This window comes from Caballeronia sp. dw_19 (assembly GCF_018449515.1).
Taxonomy (GTDB): Bacteria; Pseudomonadota; Gammaproteobacteria; order Burkholderiales; family Burkholderiaceae; genus Caballeronia.
Map to the genome: position 1 here is coordinate 1 of NZ_JAAVUQ010000012.1, position 21,515 is coordinate 21,515.

A 21,515-nucleotide genomic window follows, 5' to 3' on the forward strand; every position below is an offset into this window, starting at 1 on the left:
GAGTGCATCGTGACAAAGCGCCATCATCCTCTGCACCATTGTGCTCGAACCGTTGAGTTCCATTTCATCGGTGAAGAGTGCCTGCACGCTTGACAGCCGAACCGCGACTCCTGCCTCCAGCAAGTCTTTACTGGCGATCTTCAGCGCAAGTTGGCCCATGCGGACCCGATCGAGCCAGTGCATCGTCAGCCGGTTCTTCTTTAGCCACCGACGGCAACATTCAACGACATGGTCCACACGCCATTCTTGATTCAGCGCGTACGATGCCGCCGCAATCGCGACGAGGAAACATAGCAACTCGGCACGCGTGCTGTCGTGCTCGGTGAATTCAGTTTTGTTCATGCTTATTGGCCTGCCTACGATCGTCTATCAACCTCACCACATGCGGGCATGGGCGCGAGAATCAACATGGGTGCGGATTCGCACTGTCCAGGTTATCGCCCCGTTGCCCAGCGCGTTGATTATTACTGGTTTGAACCTCTACTAAGGTGCACGCAGTACGAGCGGCCTCCGGATCTTCTGTTCCATGGCCGGCTCCGTCTACGGAGAGCAATCTGGTGCATAGCACGTGCAAGTCTACATTTCCGCCGCGTCAGCGGTTCGAACCAGCATAGTTGACATTGGGCATGTGACAAAGATCGACACGATTGCCTTGGCGCTGGCCTTGCTCGGCATGCGATTGGAGTTGAACGTGATCCCGGCGTAGAGATGAATCTGGAGATTGGGAGTTCGCGCGCTTCTCTGAGATGAGTACCGCGACTGACAGCGGACAAATTGGCCTGGAACCAGGCGGCCGAGACGCCTATTGCATACGGATATCGGCAAAACGATCGCTTCGGAATTGGGGCCACATATCGATCGCGCGTACACGCAATTCGACAAACAGCAGCCGAAGCTGAAATCGGCGGCTAATCAAATGCGATCGGAGGAAGTGCGGAACCGGCTAAAACCCTCGGAACCCTTGCTAATTCTTGGTGCGCCCGGCTGGGATCGAACCAGCAACCCCTGCCTTCGGAGGGCAGTACTCTATCCATTGAGCTACGGGCGCGTATGACCGAGGGCACCGCGTTCCATATACAAAACAATGGAGGCAGGGCCGCTGCGAGTCCGAAACAATACCTGTTTTCCGCCGATCCGTCCACCGCAAGGACCAGGCCAACCGATAACCGAACCCGCGAGCACCCTCGTCCCGGCAACCGGAATCCGGGTTAACACGCGCTGCGACAGGCCTTTGCGGGCACGCCGCCACGTAAACGTTCCGTCTATAATCGACCGTGCTGGTGAAAACGATCACGAACACCCCGGAAAGTCGTTGTTGGCGTCACGCTGTTGCTGAACCGACTCACAAATAAAAGGGAGACGAGACGAGCATGAGTGAATCACCCCACGGAGTCCCGATCAAAACGCCTGGCCAACTCATTGCGGCAATAGTCGCCGGGTTCGCCGTCCCGATCGTCGTGATCGTCCTGCTGGCCGTCTACGTCAACAACACGACGCGCACCGGCGCCGGCACCGACTCCCTCTCCGACGCCGAAGTGGCCGCGCGCATCGCCCCGGTTGCGCAGGTCGACATACGCGACGCCAACGCCCCCCGCGTGTACAAAACCGGCGAAGAAGTCTTCAAGGCGGTCTGCACAACCTGCCACACGGCCGGCGTAGCCGGCGCACCCAAGTTCGGCAATGCCGGCGACTGGGCGCCCCGCATCGCGGAAGGCTACGACACCCTGCTCCACAACGCGCTCAACGGCAAAGGCGGCATGCCCGCACGCGGCGGCACCAGCCCCGACGACTATAGCGACTTCGAAATCTCCCGCGCAGTCGTCTATATGGCCAACGACGCCGGCGCAAAATTCGCCGAACCCGCGCAACCGGCGCCAGGCGCGGCAGCGGGCGCATCGGCGGCAGCACCGGCGAGCGGAGCAGCAGCAGGCGCAGCCTCGACCGATAACGCCCAGGCCGCCGCCGCAGTCGCGGCACTGGCGAACGTGCCGCAAGCAAGTTCAGGCGCGGCAGCAGGCACACAAAGCGCGGATGCATCGCAGGCTGGCAAGACGCTCTACACGCAGGTCTGCCAGGCCTGTCACGCGGCCGGTGTGCTCAATGCGCCGAAATATGGCGATAAGGACGCCTGGGCCCCGCGCCTGAAAGAGCCGATGGACACCGTCTACAACTACGCATTGCACGGCAAGGGCGCGATGCCGCCCAAGGGTGGATCGAATGCATCCGATGCCGACGTGAAAGCCGCCGTCGATTACATGGTCGCAGCCGCCAAATAATTAGGCGCGTCCCTCACGCACCGCAAACAAAAAACCCTGCGCAAACGCAGGGTTTTTTAATGCAGCCAAGGCCAACCGAGACAATCAAGCCGGCTTCTGCAGCAACTCTTTGAGCCGCGCCATCCGGTCCTTCGGCGACATCGGCGCTTCCTCCTCGGTCGGCGGCGGGGCATCGTCGAGAAGCATTTCGGGGATAAACCGCGACGCCTCGCACACCACCGTCTCCCGCGCCCGCTTGCGTTTCTTGCACCAGTTCACATGAAGGCTGCGCTGCGCTCGCGTGATCGCAACGTACATCAGCCGCCGCTCTTCCTCGATCCGGCCGGTGTCGACCGGGGCGTCCGCGTCCGCATCGGGATTACCTCGATGCGGCATGATCCCCTCCTCGACGCCAACCAGAAACACGTGCGGATATTCGAGCCCCTTCGATGCATGCACTGTCGTCAGCCGCACGGCATCGGGGTTTTCGTCCTTGCCCTCCAGCATGGACATCAGCGCAACGGTCTGGATCAGGCCGAGCAGGTTCTTGCCTTCATCGCCGAAACCATCGGCGTTGTCATACCCCGTGGCCTCCGAATCCTCGGACGGCTCCGCCTCCGGCTTTGTGCCCTTTTTCTTCAGCCACTCGCAGAATTCAAGCACGTTCTGCCACTTCGATTGCGCCTGCCGTTCGTCGTGGGCATCGTAGAGATAGGCCTCGTAATGGATCGCCTCCATCATGTCGTCGAGCACCTGGGTGGCCGGATCGCGCCCCGCCCGATCGGCCAGGCGCTGCATCCATTCGCAGAACGCGCGCAACGGCTCGACCTGCCGCGCCGATAACCGCGCCTCAATGCCGCCCATGAACACGGCTTCGAATAGCGACACCTTCGCCTGCCCCGCGAACGAACCCAGCGCTTCGAGCGTGGTATTGCCGACACCCCGCCGCGGCGTGGTGATCGCGCGGATAAACGCGGGGTCGTCGTCAGGATTCGCGATCAGCCGCAAATACGCGACGATGTCCTTGATCTCGGCTTTATCGAAGAATGACTGGCCGCCCGACAACACGTAGGGAATCCGTTCCCGCCGCAAAACCTGCTCGAAGATCCGCGCCTGAAAATTCCCACGATACAAAATGGCGTAGTCGCGAAACGCCGCGCGCCGCTCGAACTTATGCGCCGACAGCCGGAACACCACCGATTCCGCTTCGTGCTCTTCGTCGTTGCAAGCGGTCACGGTAATGGAGTCGCCCATGCCGTGTTCGGACCACAGCTTCTTCTCGAACAATTTCGGGTTGTTCGCAATCACATTGTTGGCGGCCGTCAGGATGCGCACGGTCGACCGATAGTTCTGCTCGAGCTTCACCACGTGCAGCTTCGGAAAGTCCTTGCCCAACTGCGCCAGGTTTTCAAGCGTTGCGCCGCGCCAACCGTAGATGGCCTGGTCGTCATCGCCCACGGCCGTAAACGCCGCACGCGGACCGGCCAGCAATTTCAGCAGCTCGTATTGACAGGTATTCGTGTCCTGATATTCATCGATCAGCAGATAACGCAGCCGGTTCTGCCACTTTTCGCGAACCTGCTCGTTCTCCGCGAAAAGCTGCGCGGGCTTCAGGATCAGATCGTCGAAATCAAGCGCCTGATAGGCGTGCAGCGTTGCCACATAGCTGCGGAACACAATGGCCGCCTGCATCTCGTCCTCATTGGACGCGCTCGCCGCCGCCTGATCCGGCGACATCATGCCGTTTTTCCACAGCGAAATAATCGACTGGACCTTGCGGATCAGGCCCTTGTCGGTAGTTCCGAGCTGTTCCTGGACGAGGCCGAAGCAATCGCTGGAATCCATGATCGAGAACTGCGGTTTCAGGCCGACGTGCTCGGCCTCCTGCCGCATGATCTGGACGCCAAGCGAGTGAAACGTGGAGATGGTCAACTGGTTCACCGGCACCCGGCGGCCTTCCTTGCCGGGCGTGGTGAGCGTCTTCCCTTCGAGCAGCTTGGCCGTGCGCTCGCGCATTTCGAGCGCGGCCTTGTTCGTGAAGGTCAGCGCGGCAATGTGCTTCGGCTCGAAACCCTTGCCTTCGATCAGATGGGCAATCTTCTGGGTGATCACGCGTGTCTTGCCGCTGCCGGCGCCGGCAAGGACAAGACATGGGCCATCGAGATAGCGCACCGCTTCGGATTGCGCGGCGTTCATACCTGCTGCGGACATCGTTCGGACACTTTGAGATGCGTAAATCGGGCGGACGTTTCGGCTGCCGGAAATACGCTGTGGTGAGCAAAATTGCGCCACTCCCAAGCGGGCGCAATTTCGAGAGCGCGATGTTAACACGGGTTTGTTTGTTTGTTTCAATCCACGCGCCCGTGAGGCGCGACGCAGACGTAACCACCGGCCCAACATCGCCAGCGGCCCATGCCACAATACCGGCATCGCCAAGACAACAGGATGCCCGCATGACAGCACTTCTAAAAGTAGGCCTGATGGGCTATGGCTTTGCCGGCGAAACGTTTCACGCGCCGGTAATCGAGCATTGTGGCCGCGCGACGGTGTCCGCCATTGCCACCGGCAAACCCGAGCGGGCGCAGGCTGATTATCCGAACGCGACGATCGTCGAGGATTTCGATGCACTGCTCGCCCTCGATGAACTCGATTGCATCGTCATTGCAACGCCCAACGACACCCATTTCGATCTCGCCAGGAAAGCCCTGGAAGCGGGCAGGAACGTCGTGGTCGACAAGCCGGTCACCTTGTCCGGCGCTGACGCAAAAACGCTCACTGAGTTGGCCAAAACGCGCGGACTGCTGTTCGCGCCGTTCCATAACCGTCGCTGGGATGGCGATTTCATGACGGTGCGCGCGTTGATCGAAAGCGGCCGGCTTGGGCGCGTCACGCACTACGAATCGCATTTCGACCGGTTTCGGCCGAAAGTGCCGCAGCGCTGGCGCGAGGAAGCGTCGCGTGGTGGCGGCTTGTTGTTCGATCTCGGGCCGCATCTCATCGATCAGGCGCTGGCGCTCTTCGGCCAGCCACAAACCATATTCGCCAGCGTCAAAGCCCACCGCGATCACGCGAGCGCACCGGATTATGTTCATCTGCTGCTCGGCTATGCGGACAAGGAGATCGTGCTGCACGCGACCGCGCTGGCCGCGCTGGAACCGCCGCGCTTCGCCATCCACGGCACGCGCGGCAGTTATGTGAAAACGGGTCTCGATGTGCAGGAAGACCAGCTCAAAGCCGGTTTGCGCCCGGGAAACCCCGGCTTCGGCCACAATCCGCCCGGCCTGCTTCGCGAAGTCGATGGCGACCACGACTTGCGCCAGGAATTCGCGACCCGCGATGGCGCTTATGCGGAGTTTTATCGAGCGCTGGCGGCATCGGTGCTCGAGGGGAAGCCGTTCCCGGTCACGGCACAAGATGCCGTCGATGTCATGACCATCATCGATATCGCCATTCGCAGCAATGCCGAGGGACGCCGGCTGGATTTCACGCCGCTGTGATATCGCAGCGATAACGCAGCGATAACAATCGGCCCACGCAAGACTTTCAAACACACAGCGTTACATTTGCGCACCGTCCCGGCGTCAGCCGGCGCGGTGCGCGGACCGTTCTTCTCCAATCGTCTTATCTTAAAAACCAAAAGAAGGAGAACTTCAATGCTGACGCTTAAAGCAGGTTTTACCCGTGCGCTGATTGGCGTGGCGCTCGCGGGATCGCTGGCGGCGTGTGTCGTCGAACCGGCACGGCAAGTCAATGTCGTTCAGGAAACGCCTGTACGCCCCGATCCGCATATGGAAGCGGTTCATCGGATGGATCAGGTCAACGGTCGCATCAACGCGCTTTGGCATCACGTCGATCAGCGCGTAAGCCAGGGCTTTTATCCGCCGCCACAAGGCGATGCGTTCCATCATCGGCTGGATGCAGTGCGTCAGGAAGCGCGTGACATGGCTTCCCAGCACGGCGGGGGTTTGTCGGGTGAAGAACAGCACACGCTGAACGGCGAGCTGGACGGTTTGCAGCACGCGATTCGGTAAGCACCGCGGTTTTATGCGCCGAACGACAGGCCCTTGTGCGGGTATCCGTCGTTCGGCTTGGCTTTCTTATTCTCATTGATGCCCCGCATTGAGCTGAATCCCCAGCAACATCTCCGCTACGTCCAGAAAAGCGCGTCGATCCAGGGCTCGGAAAGGATCAAGAGCCGCTGCGTCGGCCTCTCCCGTTTGACAAGCTGAATTCGGTCGCGTAAATTCGCCGCACGCGTCGGGAGAGCGCGCTGGCTTCGGTTGTTCGCATCGAGAACGACTTAAAACGAAGCAAGCGCCGCCGAAGGGGCACACCCACAAACTCTCAGGCAAAAGGACCGGCCGCGTCGAAGTTCCGTATATGAACTGCGCCTTGAATTGGGCGCCAAAAACGGAAAGTCGAACTCTGGAGAGCGGCATCGGCTAACAAAGAAGTACCAGCCAGATGCCCACCGAAGGGGCGCGCGTTGGACGTCGGATCACTGGCGAACAGCGTGCAATCTCTCAGGTACCGAGGACAGAGGGGTCATGTACCGGATCGCTACGCGGTTTGGGCTTTGCATGTTGCATTGGCGTTATTCAATGCAGCAGCGAAGGCCGAAACCCCGAGCGGGTTCAACGCATGGCCTTTTTTTGTTTTCGCGCACGCCCGAGGCCCGCTCCATGTCTGATCTTCAACACACGCCTTTGCACGCCGCTCACCTTGCGCTCAACGCACGCATGGTCGATTTCGGCGGCTGGGACATGCCCGTCAATTACGGTTCGCAGATCGACGAACACCACGCGGTGCGCACCGACGCCGGCATGTTCGACGTGTCGCACATGCGCGTCGTCGATTTCACCGGCGACAAAGCCCGCGAGTTCTTCAAGTACGCAATCGCCAACAACGTCGACAAACTGACCGTTCCCGGCAAGGCGCTGTATTCGTGCCTGCTGAACCCGGAAGGCGGCGTGATCGATGACCTGATCGTCTATTACTTCGCCGATGACAACTATCGCGTCGTCGTGAACGCCGGCACGGCTGAGAAAGACATCGCGTGGTTCGGCCATCTGAATGCCGAAGGCGGTTTTGGACTGACCATCACGCCGCGCCGCGATTTCGCGATCGTCGCCGTGCAAGGACCGAACTCACGCGAAAAAGTCTGGCAAGTTCTGCCGGAAACGCGCGACGCCACCGCAGAACTCAAACCCTTCAACGCCGTGCAATTCCCGGTCAGCTCGTTCGGCGACATCATGCTCGCGCGCACCGGCTACACCGGCGAGGACGGTTTCGAAATCGTGGTCCCCGCTACGCAAGTGGTCGCGTTCTGGAACGCATTGATTGCGCAGGGCGTTAAGCCCGCGGGCCTCGGTGCACGCGACACGCTGCGTCTCGAAGCCGGCATGAACCTCTACGGCCAGGACATGGACGACACGGTTTCGCCGCTCGACGCCGGCCTCGCCTGGACCGTCGACTTGAACGATGCAAATCGCGCATTCGTCGGCCGTGCGGCGCTGGAAAAAAATGGATCGAAGGCGCGCTTTGTCGGTTTGATTCTGCAGAAGGAAAACGGCCGCGCCGGTGGCGTGCTTCGTGCCCACCAAAAAGTCGTCACAGTCGATGGCGAAGGCGAGATCACCAGCGGCACTTTCTCGCCGTCGATGCAGGAATCCATCGCGTTCGCCCGGGTGCCGGCGAGCGTGAAACCGGGCGACAAAGTGCATGTCGTCATCCGCGACAAACAACTGCCGGCAAGCGTGGTAAAACTGCCTTTCGTGCGCAACGGCAAGGTTTTGGCGTCGCTTTAAACAGCCCGCAAGCGCCTGCTGAAAACGCGGCGCACGTCCCACTCTCAAGACAACTGGAGCATCCGCATGAGCATCCCGGCCGACCTCAAATACACCGAATCGCACGAATGGGTGCGCACCGAATCCGACGGCACGCTGACCATCGGTATTACGGATCACGCACAGGAAGCACTGGGCGATGTCGTGTTCATCGAATTGCCGCCGGTGGGTAAAACCGTTGCCGCCGGCGACGCCATCGCGGTGATCGAATCGGTGAAAGCAGCATCCGATATCTACGCGCCCGTGGCCGGCGAAATCGTCGGCGCGAACGATGCGCTGACCAGCACGCCGGACCAGATCAACGGCACGCCGTACGAAAGCTGGCTCTTCAAGATCAAGCCCGCCGCCGACGCCAAGACAGATCGGTTGATCGATGCCGGTGCATACGGCGCCTCGATCGGCGAGTAAGACTTTTCAACGACCGTGCGGCGTGCTTTTTATAAAAAGCCGCCGCACCAGCAGGAATTCTCATGAAGCTCGAACACCCGGACCGTCTGATGAATCGCTCATCCTTGTCCCTCGCCGCGCTCGAATGCCACGATGCGTTCGCCCAGCGGCACATTGGCCCGGATGCGGCCGACCAGCACGCCATGTTGGACGCGCTTGGTTTCGCGTCGCGCGCGGCGTTCATCGACGCGGTGATTCCTACGGCCATTCGACGCCACGAAACGCTGCCGCTCGGCGCGTTCACGCAGCCGAAAAGCGAAGCGGAAGCGCTGGCGTCGTTGAGGAAACTCGCGGATCAGAACCTGGTGTTCAGGAACTATATTGGCCAGGGTTATTACGGCACGCACACGCCGGCGGTGATCCTGCGCAACGTGCTTGAAAACCCGGCGTGGTACACGGCTTACACGCCGTATCAGCCGGAGATTTCGCAAGGCCGTCTGGAAGCGTTGCTCAATTTCCAGCAGATGATTGTCGACCTGACAGGTCTCGCGATTTCGAACGCATCATTGCTTGATGAAGCCACCGCCGCTGCCGAAGCCATGACACTGCTGCAACGTGCGGGTAAGCCGAAATCAAACCTGTTTTATGTCGCCGACGACGTGCTGCCGCAGACCATCGAAGTCGTGCGCACGCGCGCAAAACCGGCTGGCATTGAAGTGAAAGTCGGTCCTGCCGCCGACGCAGCCACGGCCAACGCATTCGGCGTGCTGCTGCAATATCCGGGCGCGAACGGCGATGTGCATGACTATCGCGCGTTGACTGAAGCGGTGCACGCCGCCGGTGGTTTTGTAATCGCCGCCGCCGATCTGCTCGCGCTCACGCTGCTTACGCCGCCGGGCGAATGGGGCGCGGATGTGGCTATCGGTAATACGCAGCGCTTTGGCGTGCCGGTTGGTTTCGGCGGTCCGCACGCGGCGTACATGGCCGTACGCGATGACTTCAAGCGGCAAATGCCGGGCCGTCTGGTCGGCGTGACCGTCGATGCCCAAGGCAAGCACGCGCTGCGTCTCGCGCTGCAAACCCGTGAGCAACATATCCGCCGCGAAAAGGCGACATCGAATGTATGTACGGCGCAGGCGTTGCTCGCGATCATGGCCAGCATGTACGCCGTGTATCACGGGCCGCAGGGCCTGAAGACCATCGCGTTGCGCGTGAATCGCGTGGCGTCGATCTTCGCGGCCGGCGTGCAAAAACTCGGCTACACGCTCGCCAACGAGACGTTCTTCGATACTGTCACCATCGTCAGCGGCACGAATACCACGGCGCTGCATCAGGCGGCGTCGGCGGTGCATGTGAACCTTCGCCATATCGATGCAACGCACGTAGGCGTTTCCGTCGATGAAACCACCACGCGCGACGACCTCCTGAAGCTCTTCGCGTTGTTCACCGAAGTGGCAGGCAAGACGGAAACGTTCGATATCGACGCACTCGATGCAGACGCAAAAGTCTCGCTGCCGAAAACACTGGAACGCACGAGCGAATACCTCACGCATCCGGTGTTCAACCGTCATCACTCCGAGCATGAAATGCTGCGCTATCTGCGCAGTCTGGCGGATAAGGATCTCGCGCTCGACCGCACGATGATCCCGCTCGGTTCGTGCACGATGAAGCTGAACGCGACGTCGGAAATGCTGCCCGTGACGTGGCCCGAATTCGCGCAGATCCATCCGTTTGCGCCGGCTGAGCAAACGGTGGGTTATCGCACGATGATCGACCAGCTTGAGCAAATGCTGGTTGCGTGTACCGGTTACGCGGCTGTATCGCTGCAACCTAACGCTGGCTCGCAAGGCGAGTACGCCGGCTTGCTGATCATCCACGCGTATCACGAATCGCGTGGCGAAGGACATCGGAACATTTGTCTGATTCCGTCGTCGGCGCACGGTACGAACCCGGCATCGGCGCAAATGGCCGGCATGCAGGTTGTTGTCGTTGCGTGCGATGAACAAGGCAATGTCGATATCGCCGACTTGAAGGCCAAGGCCGAAAAGCACGCTGCGAATTTGGCAGCCATCATGATTACGTATCCGTCCACACACGGCGTGTTCGAAGCGAACGTGCGCGAAATCTGCGAGATCGTGCACGCGCATGGCGGTCAGGTTTACGTCGATGGCGCGAACATGAACGCAATGGTCGGCCTCACCGCGCCGGGCCAGTTCGGCGGCGATGTCTCGCACCTGAACCTGCATAAAACCTTCTGCATTCCGCATGGCGGCGGCGGACCGGGCGTGGGTCCGGTCGCGGTCGGCGCGCATTTGGCCAAGTTCTTGCCGAATCAGCATTCGACTGGCTACCAACGTGATGCAGCCGGGATTGGGGCGGTATCGTCGGCGCCTTATGGCTCAGCCGCCATCCTGCCGATCTCGTGGATGTACATCGCGATGATGGGTGCACAAGGCCTCACGAACGCCACCGAAAGCGCGATTCTCGCGGCGAACTATGTGGCGAAGCGGCTCGCGCCCCATTACCCCGTGCTGTACAGCGGCGCGGGTGGTCTGGTCGCGCACGAATGCATTCTCGATCTGCGTCCACTGAAAGAAACCAGCGGCATTTCGGTCGATGACGTCGCGAAACGCCTGATCGATTACGGTTTCCACGCACCGACCATGAGCTTCCCGGTACCGGGCACGCTGATGGTCGAGCCGACGGAATCGGAATCGAAGGAGGAACTGGATCGGTTTATCGATGCAATGATCGCCATTCGCGACGAAATTCGCGCGGTGGAGGAAGGCAAATCGGATCGCGAAGATAATCCGCTGAAGCACGCACCGCATACGGCAGCGGTTGTTGTCGCCGATGACTGGAGCCACGCCTACTCGCGTGAAACGGCGGCGTATCCGCTGACGTCTTTGATCGCGCGCAAGTACTGGCCGCCGGTTGGCCGCGCCGACAACGCCTACGGCGACCGCAATCTGTTCTGTTCGTGCATTCCGTTGTCCGAATACGGCGAATGAATGGACGCTAAATAAGCGCGCGTTTCAACTGTCCGGCTTTCCTGATAGCCGGACAGTTTTGCCGGAGTCACGCAACACCAGATACCATCTCACCCGAACCAAGCCAATCAGGGAGTTTTGCATGGCGCGACAGGTGCGAGTGGTGAGTAAAACGTGGCGTATTCCGGCGATGATCGCGGCCCTTGCAGCAACGGCATTGACCGCACAGAGCGCGTTCGCCGCAATGAATTTTTGCGCTGCGCCCGCGATGCAGAACAGTGAGCGCACGAACGCCGATCCGGGTGTGAAAGCACTGGTAAAAATGGTGCAGTCGCGGCTGAACGACCAGCCAAAAGCGCGGGCGACGCTTCATACAGAAGGCACGTTGCCGCATCAGGGCATTCGCGACGAAAGCGAAGAAGCGGAGAAGGATCTCGACTTGATGCGCGATGCCGCGCTTGCGTGGCGCGCGACCGGCAACGAAGCGTATTTGCGTCTTGTCGACCGGTTTTTATTCGCGTGGGTCACGACGTATCAGCCGAGTTTCAATCCTATCGATGAAACGAATTTCGAGTCGCTGATCCTCGCCTACGACCTGACCGCGAGCGCATTGCCGGTAAAAACACGGAATGCGTCGAATGCGTTCATCGCGAAGATGGTGACGGGATATGTAGCGGATATCGATAAACAAAAGCGTCCATTGACCGGCACGTATCGAAACAACTGGCAGAGTCACCGGATCAAGTTGATCGCGATGGGCGCGTTCACTATCGATGACCGCAAGTTGATTAACGCGGCGCAGCGTCTGTATGTGGAGCATATTGGGGACAACATTGCGCCGGACGGTTCGACCGTCGATTTCGCCGAACGCGACGCGCTGCATTACGTCACTTACGACCTGCAGCCGCTGGTCACAGCCGCGCTCGCCGCGCGTCGTCATAACCGCAACTGGCTGAGCGAGCGCGCGCAGTCGGGTGCGACCCTCGCCGCCGCGCTGAACTGGCTCACGCCCTATGCGCTCGGCACGCGCACCCACGAGGAATTTGTTCGTTCGAGCGTGCCCTTCGATGCCACCCGTCGCGAGGCCGGCCTGCCCGGTTATTCGGGTACGTGGGATCCGAAACACGCGGCCGAATTGTTTCATCTATCGGCGCGGCTCGACGGGCGTTACACGCCCATTTCGCTGCGCCTGGCGCCTACGCCGCCGGCCTGGCTCGCGGTTTGTTTGCCGCTGCCGGCGCGATGATTTTTTAGCACGACCTTTGCAGGAGCAGTCATGGCAGTCAGCGTTTTCGATCTTTTCAAAATCGGCATCGGTCCGTCGAGTTCGCATACGGTCGGGCCGATGCGCGCCGCCCTGATGTTCGTGCAAGGGCTCGAACGCGATGGTCTGCTGGACGCCACGGCTACGGTGAAATGCGAGTTGTACGGCTCGCTCGGCGCAACCGGTAAGGGTCACGGCACGGATCGCGGCGTGATGCTCGGCTTGATGGGCGATGCGCCGGATACGGTGGATGCCGGCACGATCAGCACGCGTCTTGAGACCGTCCGCGCGACAAAAAAGCTCATGTTGCTGGGCCGTCATGAGATTCCGTTTGTGTTGAAGGAACACATTGTTTTTCTGCGGCAGGCGCTGGCTGAGCATCCGAACGGCATGAAACTCCACGCCTTCGATGCCAACGGCGTGTCATTGCGTGACTCGACCTATCTCTCGGTGGGCGGCGGGTTTGTGGTGACGGCGGGGGCATCGAATGTGAAGGTGCTGACCGCTATTGAACAGTTGCCGTACGCGTTCCAGTCCGGCGATGAATTGCTTGCGTTGTGCCGTGAAACGGGGAAATCCGTGGCGCAATTGATGTGGGACAACGAGCGTGTGTGGCGTAGCGAAGACGAGATTCGTTCGGGATTGCTGCGCATTTGGGACGTGATGCAATCGTGCGTGAAGCGCGGTTGCGGAATCGATAACCCCGACGCCGATGGTTGCCTGCCCGGTCCGTTCCAGGTGAAGCGGCGGGCGCCGGTGTTGTATCGGGCGCTGGTTGATAAGCCAGAGCAGGCGTTGCGCGATCCGCTTTCCATGATCGACTGGATTAATCTTTACGCCATTGCGGTGAATGAGGAAAACGCAGTGGGCGGGCGCGTGGTGACGGCGCCGACCAATGGCGCGGCCGGGATTATTCCGGCGGTGCTGCATTACTACGATAGGTTCATGCCTGGGTCGAATGCGCAGGGCGTGATTGATTTCTTGCTGACGGCGGCGGCTATCGGGATTCTGTACAAGATGAACGCTTCCATTTCGGGTGCCGAGGTTGGGTGTCAGGGCGAAGTAGGCGTTGCGTGTTCGATGGCGGCGGCCGGGTTGGCGGCGGTCATGGGCGGAACGCCGACGCAGGTTGAGAATGCCGCCGAGATCGGGATGGAACATAACCTCGGGCTGACCTGCGATCCGGTTGGCGGGATGGTGCAAATTCCGTGCATCGAACGTAATGCAATGGGGTCGATGAAGGCGGTGAACGCTGCACGCATGGCAATGCGCGGGGATGGCAGTCATTACGTGTCGCTCGATTCCGTCATCAAGACAATGATGCAAACCGGGGCTGATATGAAAACCAAATACAAGGAAACGTCGCGGGGTGGGTTGGCGGTGAATATCGTCGAGTGTTAGTTTGTTCGCACCGGTGGACGGGGTTTTGGGCCGGGCGGGTTTTGGGGCGGTGGGCGGGGTCTATGCCGGGGTGGTGCTTTTGGCGTTAGTGGTCGGGGTCTATGCCGGGTTGCTGCTTTCCATGTTAGTGGTCTGCGAGAGTCGGATTTTCTCTTTATCACTATTAGCCACTGTGCGTGGCGGCACGTCATTTCTTTGTCCAAAGCGACAAAGAAACGAAGCAAAGAAAGCGCTTTAACCGCTCTACCCTAAGTGTCCACAGCGTGCAGTTTTGATTCATGGGTGCCCCAAAAGCACGGTGCTCGCCAGAGCCACGGATGTGTGAACCCCTCCTTCTCCGAACACCGATACCCACACGCTTCGCCACCAGTGACTGAACCTGCCCAAGGACCACCCCGCGCTATCCGCGGATAACCGACCATCAATATGCGCCCGCTCCGTCCATATCCCTCGAAAAATCGTAGCCAGAACAGAACCAGCAAAACCCCTCCCTAGCGCCGGCGCCCCGCTCAAGCGTAAGCTATGAAATCCAATGCCCATCGCCGTCCGCGCGAAACCTTCTGGGAGATTTCATCGCATGACATCTGCTGTCTCGTCCCCCAACACCCTTCCGACCACCGGCGCGCGCCTGGTCGTCGATGCACTCCTGACCCACGGCGTCGAACGCGTCTTCTGCGTTCCCGGCGAAAGCTTCCTCGCCATCCTCGATTCCCTCCACGACGAAACCAGCCGCATCCAGACCATCGTCTGCCGCCACGAAGCAGCAGCCGCAAACATGGCGGAAGCGATCGGCAAACTGACCGGGCGCCCCGGCGTGGCACTAGTCACCCGCGGACCAGGCGCCACGCATGCCTCCATCGGCGTCCACACGGCATTCCAGGATTCCACACCCATGATCCTGCTGATCGGCCAATGCGCACGCGAACACATGGACCGCGAGGCCTTCCAGGAAATCGACTACCGCCGCATGTTCGGGCAAATGGCGAAGTGGGTCGCCCAAATCGATGATCCGCGCCGCATTCCCGAATATCTGAGCCATGCATTCCACATCGCAACCTCCGGCCGGCCAGGCCCCGTCGTGCTCGCGTTGCCGGAAGACGTGCTGAGCGACGCGTGCGAAGCCGTGCCGGGTGCGCCGCGTTATCAACGTGTGGCAGCCTCGCCGGCACCCTCGCAGATCGCGCGTTTGAACGACATGCTCGCGGCATCGGAGAGACCCTTTGTCATTGCCGGCGGCAGCGGCTGGACGCCCGAAGCCACGGCGGATTTCGCGCGTTTCGTGGAGACATGGCAATTGCCGGTCGGCTGCGCCTTCCGGTTCCAGGACACGCTGAACAATAACCATCCGAACTATGCCGGCGATGTCGGCCTCGGGATCAATCCCGCCCTCGCCGCACGCATCCGCGATGCCGACTTGCTCCTGGTCCTCGGCCCCCGAATGGGCGAGTCGACAACCGGCGGCTACACGTTGCTCAATATCCCCAAGACCAAACAAACGCTGATCCACGTACACCAAGGCGCGGAAGAACTGGGGCGCGTGTATTCGGCGGATCTGCCGATCGTTTCAGGCATGCCGGAGATGGTGTCAGCGCTCGTGACACTCACGCCGCCCGCGGTCATCCCGTGGAGCGGCACTATTGAAGCAGCGCATGACGCGTATCTCGCGTGGCGCAAGCCGCGGCCCATGCTCGGCGATGTCCAGCTCGGCGAGATAATGGAGCAACTCAGCGAACACCTTCCGGCCGACGCCATCGTGACGAACGGTGCCGGAAATTATGCGACGTGGCTGCATCGGCACTATGCGTATCGGCATTTCCGCTCGCAGGTCGCGCCGACAAGCGGCGCGATGGGCTATGGCGTGCCCGCAGCAATCGCGGCGAAGTCGCTGTATCCGGACCGGGTAGTGGTCGCATTTGCGGGCGACGGATGTTTCATGATGTCGAGCCAGGAGTTGGCCACGGCCATGCAGTACAAGCTCGCGGTGATATTCGTGGTGGTGAACAACCAGCAATACGGCACGATCCGCATGCATCAGGAACGCCACTATCCGAACCGCGTGCACGGCACGGCGCTCACGAACCCCGACTTCGTAGCCTACGCCCGCGCATTTGGAGCACACGGAGAACGGGTGGAATCCACGGCGCAATTCATGCCCGCATTCGAGCGCGCGATGAAAACGGGATTGCCGTCAGTGATAGAAATAAGGATTCCGAAAGATGCGAGTACCCCGGCGGCGACCTTGGATCAGGTAAGGCAACAAGGGGAGAAGTTGCGGCAGAAGTGAACGGCCACCACGTACTGTGACGGCCACGGACACTCGCAAAAGAGCCAGATCAAGGCTCACGCGAAAGCGAACAAAATCAAGGAGACGCAAGACCATGGCATCGCAAGCATTTCTGCAGGCAAGAGACTTTCTGCTGCGTCATCGCGACGACTACGCCACCGCGTACAAAGACTTCGCGTGGCCCGAACTGACGGAGTTCAACTGGGCACTCGACTGGTTCGATGAATACGCACGCAGCAATCTCGATCCCGCGCTGTGGGTGGTCGAAGAGAACGGAGACGAAACGAAGCTCTCGTTTGCGGAGTTATCGGCGAGATCGAATCAGTTGGCCAACTGGTTGAGGCAGCAAGGCGTCCAGCGAGGCGACCGGATCTTGCTGATGCTGCCAAATCAGCCGGCGCTTTGGGAAACCATGCTCGCCGCGATGAAGCTCGGCGCCGTCACCATTCCCGCGACCATGTTGCTAACGCCGGCGGACATCGCCGACCGCATGACGCGCGGCGAAGTGAAGCATGTGATCGTGGCATCGAGTGAAACCGCGAAGTTCGATTCCATCGATAAAACCAAAACCCGCATAGCGGTCGCCATTCCGCAGAGCGCTGCGTTGCCCGAAGGCTGGCTGAATTTCGCCGATGCCTTCAACGAAAGCCCCTCGTTCGAGCCTGAAGGCAGGACGCTCGCGACCGATCCGCTGCTGCTGTATTTCACGAGCGGTACCACGAGCCGCCCGAAGCTCGTACTGCACAGCCATCAGAGCTATCCGGTGGGGCACTTGTCGACCATGTACTGGATCGGCCTGAAACCCGGCGATGTCCATCTCAACATCAGTTCGCCCGGCTGGGCAAAACATGCGTGGAGTTGTGTCTTCGCCCCGTGGAATGCGGGCGCGACCGTGTTCATCCACAACACGTCGCGCTTCAGCGCGAAGGCCACGCTGGAGGCGCTCGTCAAGCACCAGATCACCACGCTGTGCGCGCCGCCGACCGTCTGGCGCATGATGATCCAGGAGGATTTATCGGCGTATAAGGTGCACTTGCGCGAGGTTGTCGGCGCGGGTGAGCCGTTGAATCCCGAGATTATCGAGCGCGTGAAAAAAGCGTGGAACCTGACGTTACGCGATGGTTTCGGCCAGACCGAAACCACGGCGCAGATAGCGAATTCGCCGGGTCAACCGATGAAGCCAGGATCGATGGGCAGGCCATTGCCCGGTTATCGCATCACGCTGCTCGATCACGACGACAACCCCGCCAAGGAAGGCGAACTCGCGTTGATCCTCGACCCCAAGCCGCTGGGTTTGATGGACGGTTACGTGGATGATCCATCGAAGTCGCAGCAAGCGATGCGCGGCGGTCATTATCGTACGGGCGATGTGGCGTCCATCGACGACGACGGTTACTTTACCTACGTAGGCCGCGCCGACGATGTCTTCAAGGCATCGGATTACCGCATCAGTCCGTTCGAGCTGGAGAGCGTGCTGATCGAACATCCGGCGGTCGGCGAAGCGGCGGTGGTGCCGAGTCCGGATCCGCTGCGTTTATCGGTACCGAAAGCGTTCGTCGCGTTGCGCAACGGATATGAACCGACGAAGGAAACCGCCGGTGAAATCCTGAAGTTCGCCGCACAGAAACTGGCCGCGTACAAGCGCATTCGACGTATCGAGTTCTATGAATTGCCGAAGACCATCTCAGGCAAGATTCGTCGCGTAGAACTAAGGAAAACCGAAGAAGCGCGAGGCAGCGATGCACGCCGGGAGAATGAATACTGGGAAGAGGATTTCGCGGGATGAATGCGACTGGCCGGAGGTTGTGTCTGGCAACTTCCGGCTGGAGCGATAGCACCGTTCCCGTGTGAAGCATTCCTTTGCTCCGTCGCGACAATACCAATGCGCGTGACGGCGCTACACCGCTTTACCTGATTGCCGCCCAACCTGCGCAACGCAAGCACTCCAGTCCTCGCAAAGTTTTCTGAAGGAGCGGCTTTGCGTGTGAGCAAACTCCATATCGAAAGCACTTGTGAACTTAGGTTGGTCCAGGGTTTCGTGATAGCCCTGGCCGCCCATCCGATCGGCGAGCCAGCCTTTGGCGTTTCTCAAGGTTTCGCTGTTGGCCGGTGCTGCGTCCGGCGAATCCCAACTGAAATTCCGACATCCGACTAACGAGCGTGCGGCCGCCATGAACCACGCTTCGAACTCCCGATTCGCAAGGACGACGCTAACGCATCGGTGAGGTATGACCTCGCGCGTCCTCCGTCGAATCTCCTCCGCCATCTCAACGGGGCAATCGTCGTCGGCATCGAGCAGAATCAAGATCCAGCCGTTGTCGGTGCACTTTTTTGCCGCAAGCAAGAGGATTCGATTGAACTCATCGACGCGTCGAATGAACTTATCCCGATGAACCCGGATGGGCGGTTCAACGGTGGTGAACGCTTCCGGCGTGAGCCAACTACTTAGTCGCCGCAGAAGGATCGGTAATGCCTGTACTTCCCCGTCCCCTTCGACGATCGAGACCACGCGCGTCATGTCAATTGCCCTCGCCAAAAAGATCAGGCTGTCCTTGCCTGGATGCCTGATTTTCGACGATGGTGGGATCGGGGCCCAATTGATTCAGGCGCAACAACTCGCCGGCTGAAAAAAGATGCTCCCTCATTGTCTCTCTCGATGCTACGTCAAGAGGAGCGATGTACGTCTGTCCTGCCGTGGACGCGACAGCAAGAATGGCGTCCTCGGCAATTTCGAAATCATCGAGGAGATCCGGGCTATGGCTGGTGACGATAATCTGACTCTGTCCAGAAGCGCGTTTTAATGCTTCGCGAAGAGCCGCCGCAGCAGCTGGATGTAACGCGGTCTCCGGTTCTTCAATGCCGATCAGGGACGGTGCGTAGTCCACGTTCCTCTGGAATAACGCGGTTAGTACGCCGAGCGCTCGCAGGGTACCGTCCGACATGTTGTGTGCTAGAAAGCGCCACGGATGCTTGACGCCTGCCATATCTTGTCGAAATTCCAACGATTCCGCCGGACCAACCGAAACACGCGCCACGCCATGGACCATTGGAACGACGGCACGCAGATACTCTTGAATGAGCTGCATTGAAGCCGGCGATGCGCGTTCCAGATGTCCAATGACGCTTACGATATTCTCTCCCGATGGCTTGAGCAAACGTCCGTCTTGAGGCTTTTGCAGCTCACGAATGACCTTCGGGTTCAAGTTATAAAACCCCATAGACGTGAGCCCTTCATAAACCGGGCGGAATGCCTCAAGTCCGGACGCGCCGACCAACGCTAATCTATCGCTGCTCACGACCGGGAAAGTTGCCTCGCTTGTGTGAGTCAGTTTGCCGTGTTCTAACCGGAAGAAAGGTCCCTTGCCGATTTCACCCAAAACGCACTCTTCTTTTCGTATCTCGAATGCCCCATTCGCCAACGCCCCCACTTCAAACGCGTATCTGCCTTTCTGTCCCGTCCGCAAAATGAACTCGAGTCGAATTCCAAAATGCGTCGGATGACCGGCGGAACGCCTTCTTACTTCATTCAGTCCACCACGTTCGCTGATTGCGTTGTCCAGGGAACCGGTCAACGCATCGCGTACTAAATGCAACGCGTCCAGAAAGTTGCTTTTGCCAGAACCGTTCGCGCCCACCAAGAAAGTCAACGGACCCAAAGCCACATCGCAAGCAGCAATGCTCTTGTAGTTCCGCAGCACAACGCGACTCAGGAAAATTGTGGATGACATCTGGTGGTTGATCCGGTTCGCACGACGATGGCGACAGTGTATTCGCTTGTGATCTTGAAAGACCTGCACACATTCTAGCGTTCGAACGCTCCTCTACTGTGAAAAAGCCCCGCAGCGCGAAGCGCGTACGGGGCTTTTCATAACTTCGCATCCTCACAACATCAAACTGAACCTTACTTGCCACCCACGCTTTGCAGCGTCGTCCACTTGCCGTCGACGACCTTGTACAGCGTGATCCCGCCGTTCTTCAAATCGCCCTTCGAGTCATACGCGAGCGCCTTCGACGTCACGCCCGGCATGTCGGTTTTAGCGAGCACCGGCAGATACTTCGCCGGGTCCGTCGAGTTCGCGGTCTTCATCGCCGTGAACATGGCCATTGCGCCGTCGTACGCGTACGGCGAGTACGTTTGCACGTCTTCGTTAAACCGCGCCTTGTACTTCGTAACGTAAGCCGCGCCACCCGGCATTTCATCGAGAGGCAAACCAGCCAGCGATGCCACCGTGCCGTCAGCCGCATTGCCGGCGATCTTCAGGAACGTATCGGTCTTGACCATTTCGCCCGCCATCAACGGCGCGCGCAGGCCCAGCGTCTTCATCTGCTTGACCATCGGGCCAGCTTGCGAATCGGCGCCGCCGTAGTACACGAGGTCAGGATTCAACGACTTGATCTTCGTCAGAATGGCCTTGAAGTCGACAGCCTTGTCGTTCGCGTATTCGCGATCCACGATCGTTGCGCCCGATGCTTTCGCAGCCTTCTCGAACTGGTCGGCGAGACCCTGGCCATAAGCCGTGCGGTCATCGACGATCGCAATCTTCTTCATCTTCAGCGTCTTCACCGCGAACTCGCCGGCGACCGATCCTTGCTGCGTATCGGAAGTCATCATGCGGAATGCGGTCTTGTAACCTTGCGTCGTGTATTCCGGCGCGGTCGCCATTGCGATTTCGGGAATGCCGGCGTTCGCGTAGATGCGCGAAGCGGGGATCGTCGTGCCCGAGTTGAAGTGACCGAGCATGCCCTTGACGTTGTCGTCAACGAGCTTTTGAGCCACGGTCGTGCCGGTGCGCGGGTCAGCCTGGTCATCAGCGGAATCGAGCACGATGCGAATCGGCTTGCCGCCGATCACAGGCTTGGTCGCATTGAAATCTTCAACCGCGAGCACCACGCCGTTCTGGAAATCCTTGCCGTAGTGCGCTTGCGCGCCGGTCATCGGGCCGGCGAATCCTACCTTCACGTCCTCAGCCGTCTGCGCCTGAGCCGTTGCCGCGAGCGACAGTCCAGCAACACACATCGCTGCTGCCAGCTTCTTCATCGTGTAATCCATAACTCTCCTGATTCTCTGGTAGATGGCAGCGTGTGCCG

General features: G+C 59.9%; 15 protein-coding genes, 1 tRNA gene and 2 riboswitches. Of the genes, 10 read left to right on the forward strand and 6 right to left on the reverse strand.

Translation table 11 applies throughout. The features are described 5' to 3' along the window. Together HB376_RS17810 and HB376_RS17815 are read right to left on the reverse strand one after the other, a co-directional pair. On the reverse strand, positions 1–342 hold a 342-nt coding region (locus HB376_RS17810), incomplete at its 3' end, for a hypothetical protein (RefSeq protein ID WP_213764994.1). Between the two features lie 630 nt (positions 343–972). Next, a tRNA-Arg gene (locus HB376_RS17815) sits at positions 973–1,048 on the reverse strand. A 322-nt stretch (positions 1,049–1,370) separates the two neighbouring features. On the opposite strand from HB376_RS17815, the gene HB376_RS17820 reads away from it, so the two are divergent. Next, positions 1,371–2,276, forward strand: a complete 906-nt coding sequence (locus HB376_RS17820; protein ID WP_213764995.1) for a c-type cytochrome — start codon at positions 1,371–1,373, stop codon at positions 2,274–2,276. 84 nt (positions 2,277–2,360) lie between these two features. Here the strand turns inward: HB376_RS17820 and HB376_RS17825 are convergent, their stop codons facing one another. Next, the gene (locus HB376_RS17825) at positions 2,361–4,466 is read right to left on the reverse strand and encodes a UvrD-helicase domain-containing protein (RefSeq protein WP_213764996.1); all 2,106 of its coding nucleotides are present in this window, start codon (positions 4,464–4,466) and stop codon (positions 2,361–2,363) included. Between the two features lie 242 nt (positions 4,467–4,708). On the opposite strand from HB376_RS17825, the gene HB376_RS17830 reads away from it, so the two are divergent. The 9 genes from HB376_RS17830 to HB376_RS17870 all read left to right on the forward strand — a co-directional run bounded on the left by HB376_RS17830 (position 4,709) and on the right by HB376_RS17870 (position 18,213). Continuing rightward, positions 4,709–5,752, forward strand: a complete 1,044-nt coding sequence (locus HB376_RS17830; RefSeq protein ID WP_213764997.1) for an oxidoreductase — start codon at positions 4,709–4,711, stop codon at positions 5,750–5,752. A 156-nt stretch (positions 5,753–5,908) separates the two neighbouring features. Then, complete coding sequence (locus HB376_RS17835) at positions 5,909–6,286, forward strand: hypothetical protein (RefSeq protein WP_213764998.1); 378 nt, start codon at positions 5,909–5,911, stop codon at positions 6,284–6,286. 217 nt (positions 6,287–6,503) lie between these two features. Then, positions 6,504–6,626, forward strand: a riboswitch (glycine riboswitch). A gap of 44 nt (positions 6,627–6,670) precedes the next feature. Beyond that, positions 6,671–6,805: riboswitch (glycine riboswitch) on the forward strand. 132 nt (positions 6,806–6,937) lie between these two features. Then, positions 6,938–8,062 (forward strand): glycine cleavage system aminomethyltransferase GcvT, encoded by a 1,125-nt coding sequence (gene gcvT, locus HB376_RS17840; RefSeq protein ID WP_213764999.1) that lies wholly within the window; start codon positions 6,938–6,940, stop codon positions 8,060–8,062. 66 nt (positions 8,063–8,128) lie between these two features. Next, complete coding sequence (gene gcvH, locus HB376_RS17845) at positions 8,129–8,509, forward strand: glycine cleavage system protein GcvH (protein WP_213765000.1); 381 nt, start codon at positions 8,129–8,131, stop codon at positions 8,507–8,509. 62 nt (positions 8,510–8,571) lie between these two features. Next, on the forward strand, positions 8,572–11,499 hold the full coding sequence (gcvP, locus tag HB376_RS17850; RefSeq protein ID WP_213765001.1) for an aminomethyl-transferring glycine dehydrogenase: 2,928 nt from the start codon (positions 8,572–8,574) through the stop codon (positions 11,497–11,499). 121 nt (positions 11,500–11,620) lie between these two features. Then, positions 11,621–12,724, forward strand: coding sequence for an alginate lyase family protein (locus tag HB376_RS17855; RefSeq protein ID WP_213765002.1), 1,104 nt, complete (start codon positions 11,621–11,623; stop codon positions 12,722–12,724). Between the two features lie 30 nt (positions 12,725–12,754). Continuing rightward, a complete protein-coding gene (locus tag HB376_RS17860) occupies positions 12,755–14,143 on the forward strand; it encodes an L-serine ammonia-lyase (RefSeq protein WP_213765003.1) in 1,389 nt (462 codons plus the stop codon). A 577-nt stretch (positions 14,144–14,720) separates the two neighbouring features. Beyond that, positions 14,721–16,427 (forward strand): thiamine pyrophosphate-binding protein, encoded by a 1,707-nt coding sequence (locus HB376_RS17865; RefSeq protein WP_213765004.1) that lies wholly within the window; start codon positions 14,721–14,723, stop codon positions 16,425–16,427. Positions 16,428–16,521: 94 nt separating this feature from the next. Next, positions 16,522–18,213: an AMP-binding protein gene (locus HB376_RS17870; RefSeq protein ID WP_213765005.1), complete on the forward strand. Its 1,692-nt coding sequence runs from the start codon at positions 16,522–16,524 to the stop codon at positions 18,211–18,213. 111 nt (positions 18,214–18,324) lie between these two features. Here HB376_RS17870 and HB376_RS17875 read toward each other — a convergent pair whose 3' ends face one another. The 3 genes from HB376_RS17875 to HB376_RS17885 all read right to left on the reverse strand — a co-directional run bounded on the left by HB376_RS17875 (position 18,325) and on the right by HB376_RS17885 (position 21,477). After that, positions 18,325–18,945, reverse strand: coding sequence for a DUF4276 family protein (locus HB376_RS17875; protein WP_213765006.1), 621 nt, complete (start codon positions 18,943–18,945; stop codon positions 18,325–18,327). A gap of 1 nt (position 18,946) precedes the next feature. After that, positions 18,947–20,155: an AAA family ATPase gene (locus tag HB376_RS17880; RefSeq protein WP_213765007.1), complete on the reverse strand. Its 1,209-nt coding sequence runs from the start codon at positions 20,153–20,155 to the stop codon at positions 18,947–18,949. Between the two features lie 173 nt (positions 20,156–20,328). Continuing rightward, positions 20,329–21,477, reverse strand: a complete 1,149-nt coding sequence (locus tag HB376_RS17885; RefSeq protein ID WP_213765008.1) for a branched-chain amino acid ABC transporter substrate-binding protein — start codon at positions 21,475–21,477, stop codon at positions 20,329–20,331. Positions 21,478–21,515 lie beyond the last annotated feature (38 nt).

Excerpts from the sequence above, each read along its gene's own strand:
- HB376_RS17820 (WP_213764995.1), top strand. The coding sequence starts at position 1,371 with ATGAGTGAATCACCCCACGGAGTCCCGATCAAAACGCCTGGCCAACTC.
- HB376_RS17825 (WP_213764996.1), bottom strand. The coding sequence starts at position 4,466 with ATGTCCGCAGCAGGTATGAACGCCGCGCAATCCGAAGCGGTGCGCTAT.
- HB376_RS17830 (WP_213764997.1), top strand. The coding sequence starts at position 4,709 with ATGACAGCACTTCTAAAAGTAGGCCTGATGGGCTATGGCTTTGCCGGC.
- HB376_RS17835 (WP_213764998.1), top strand. The coding sequence starts at position 5,909 with ATGCTGACGCTTAAAGCAGGTTTTACCCGTGCGCTGATTGGCGTGGCG.
- gcvT (WP_213764999.1), top strand. The coding sequence starts at position 6,938 with ATGTCTGATCTTCAACACACGCCTTTGCACGCCGCTCACCTTGCGCTC.
- gcvH (WP_213765000.1), top strand. The coding sequence starts at position 8,129 with ATGAGCATCCCGGCCGACCTCAAATACACCGAATCGCACGAATGGGTG.
- gcvP (WP_213765001.1), top strand. The coding sequence starts at position 8,572 with ATGAAGCTCGAACACCCGGACCGTCTGATGAATCGCTCATCCTTGTCC.
- HB376_RS17855 (WP_213765002.1), top strand. The coding sequence starts at position 11,621 with ATGGCGCGACAGGTGCGAGTGGTGAGTAAAACGTGGCGTATTCCGGCG.
- HB376_RS17860 (WP_213765003.1), top strand. The coding sequence starts at position 12,755 with ATGGCAGTCAGCGTTTTCGATCTTTTCAAAATCGGCATCGGTCCGTCG.
- HB376_RS17865 (WP_213765004.1), top strand. The coding sequence starts at position 14,721 with ATGACATCTGCTGTCTCGTCCCCCAACACCCTTCCGACCACCGGCGCG.
- HB376_RS17870 (WP_213765005.1), top strand. The coding sequence starts at position 16,522 with ATGGCATCGCAAGCATTTCTGCAGGCAAGAGACTTTCTGCTGCGTCAT.
- HB376_RS17875 (WP_213765006.1), bottom strand. The coding sequence starts at position 18,945 with ATGACGCGCGTGGTCTCGATCGTCGAAGGGGACGGGGAAGTACAGGCA.
- HB376_RS17880 (WP_213765007.1), bottom strand. The coding sequence starts at position 20,155 with ATGTCATCCACAATTTTCCTGAGTCGCGTTGTGCTGCGGAACTACAAG.
- HB376_RS17885 (WP_213765008.1), bottom strand. The coding sequence starts at position 21,477 with ATGGATTACACGATGAAGAAGCTGGCAGCAGCGATGTGTGTTGCTGGA.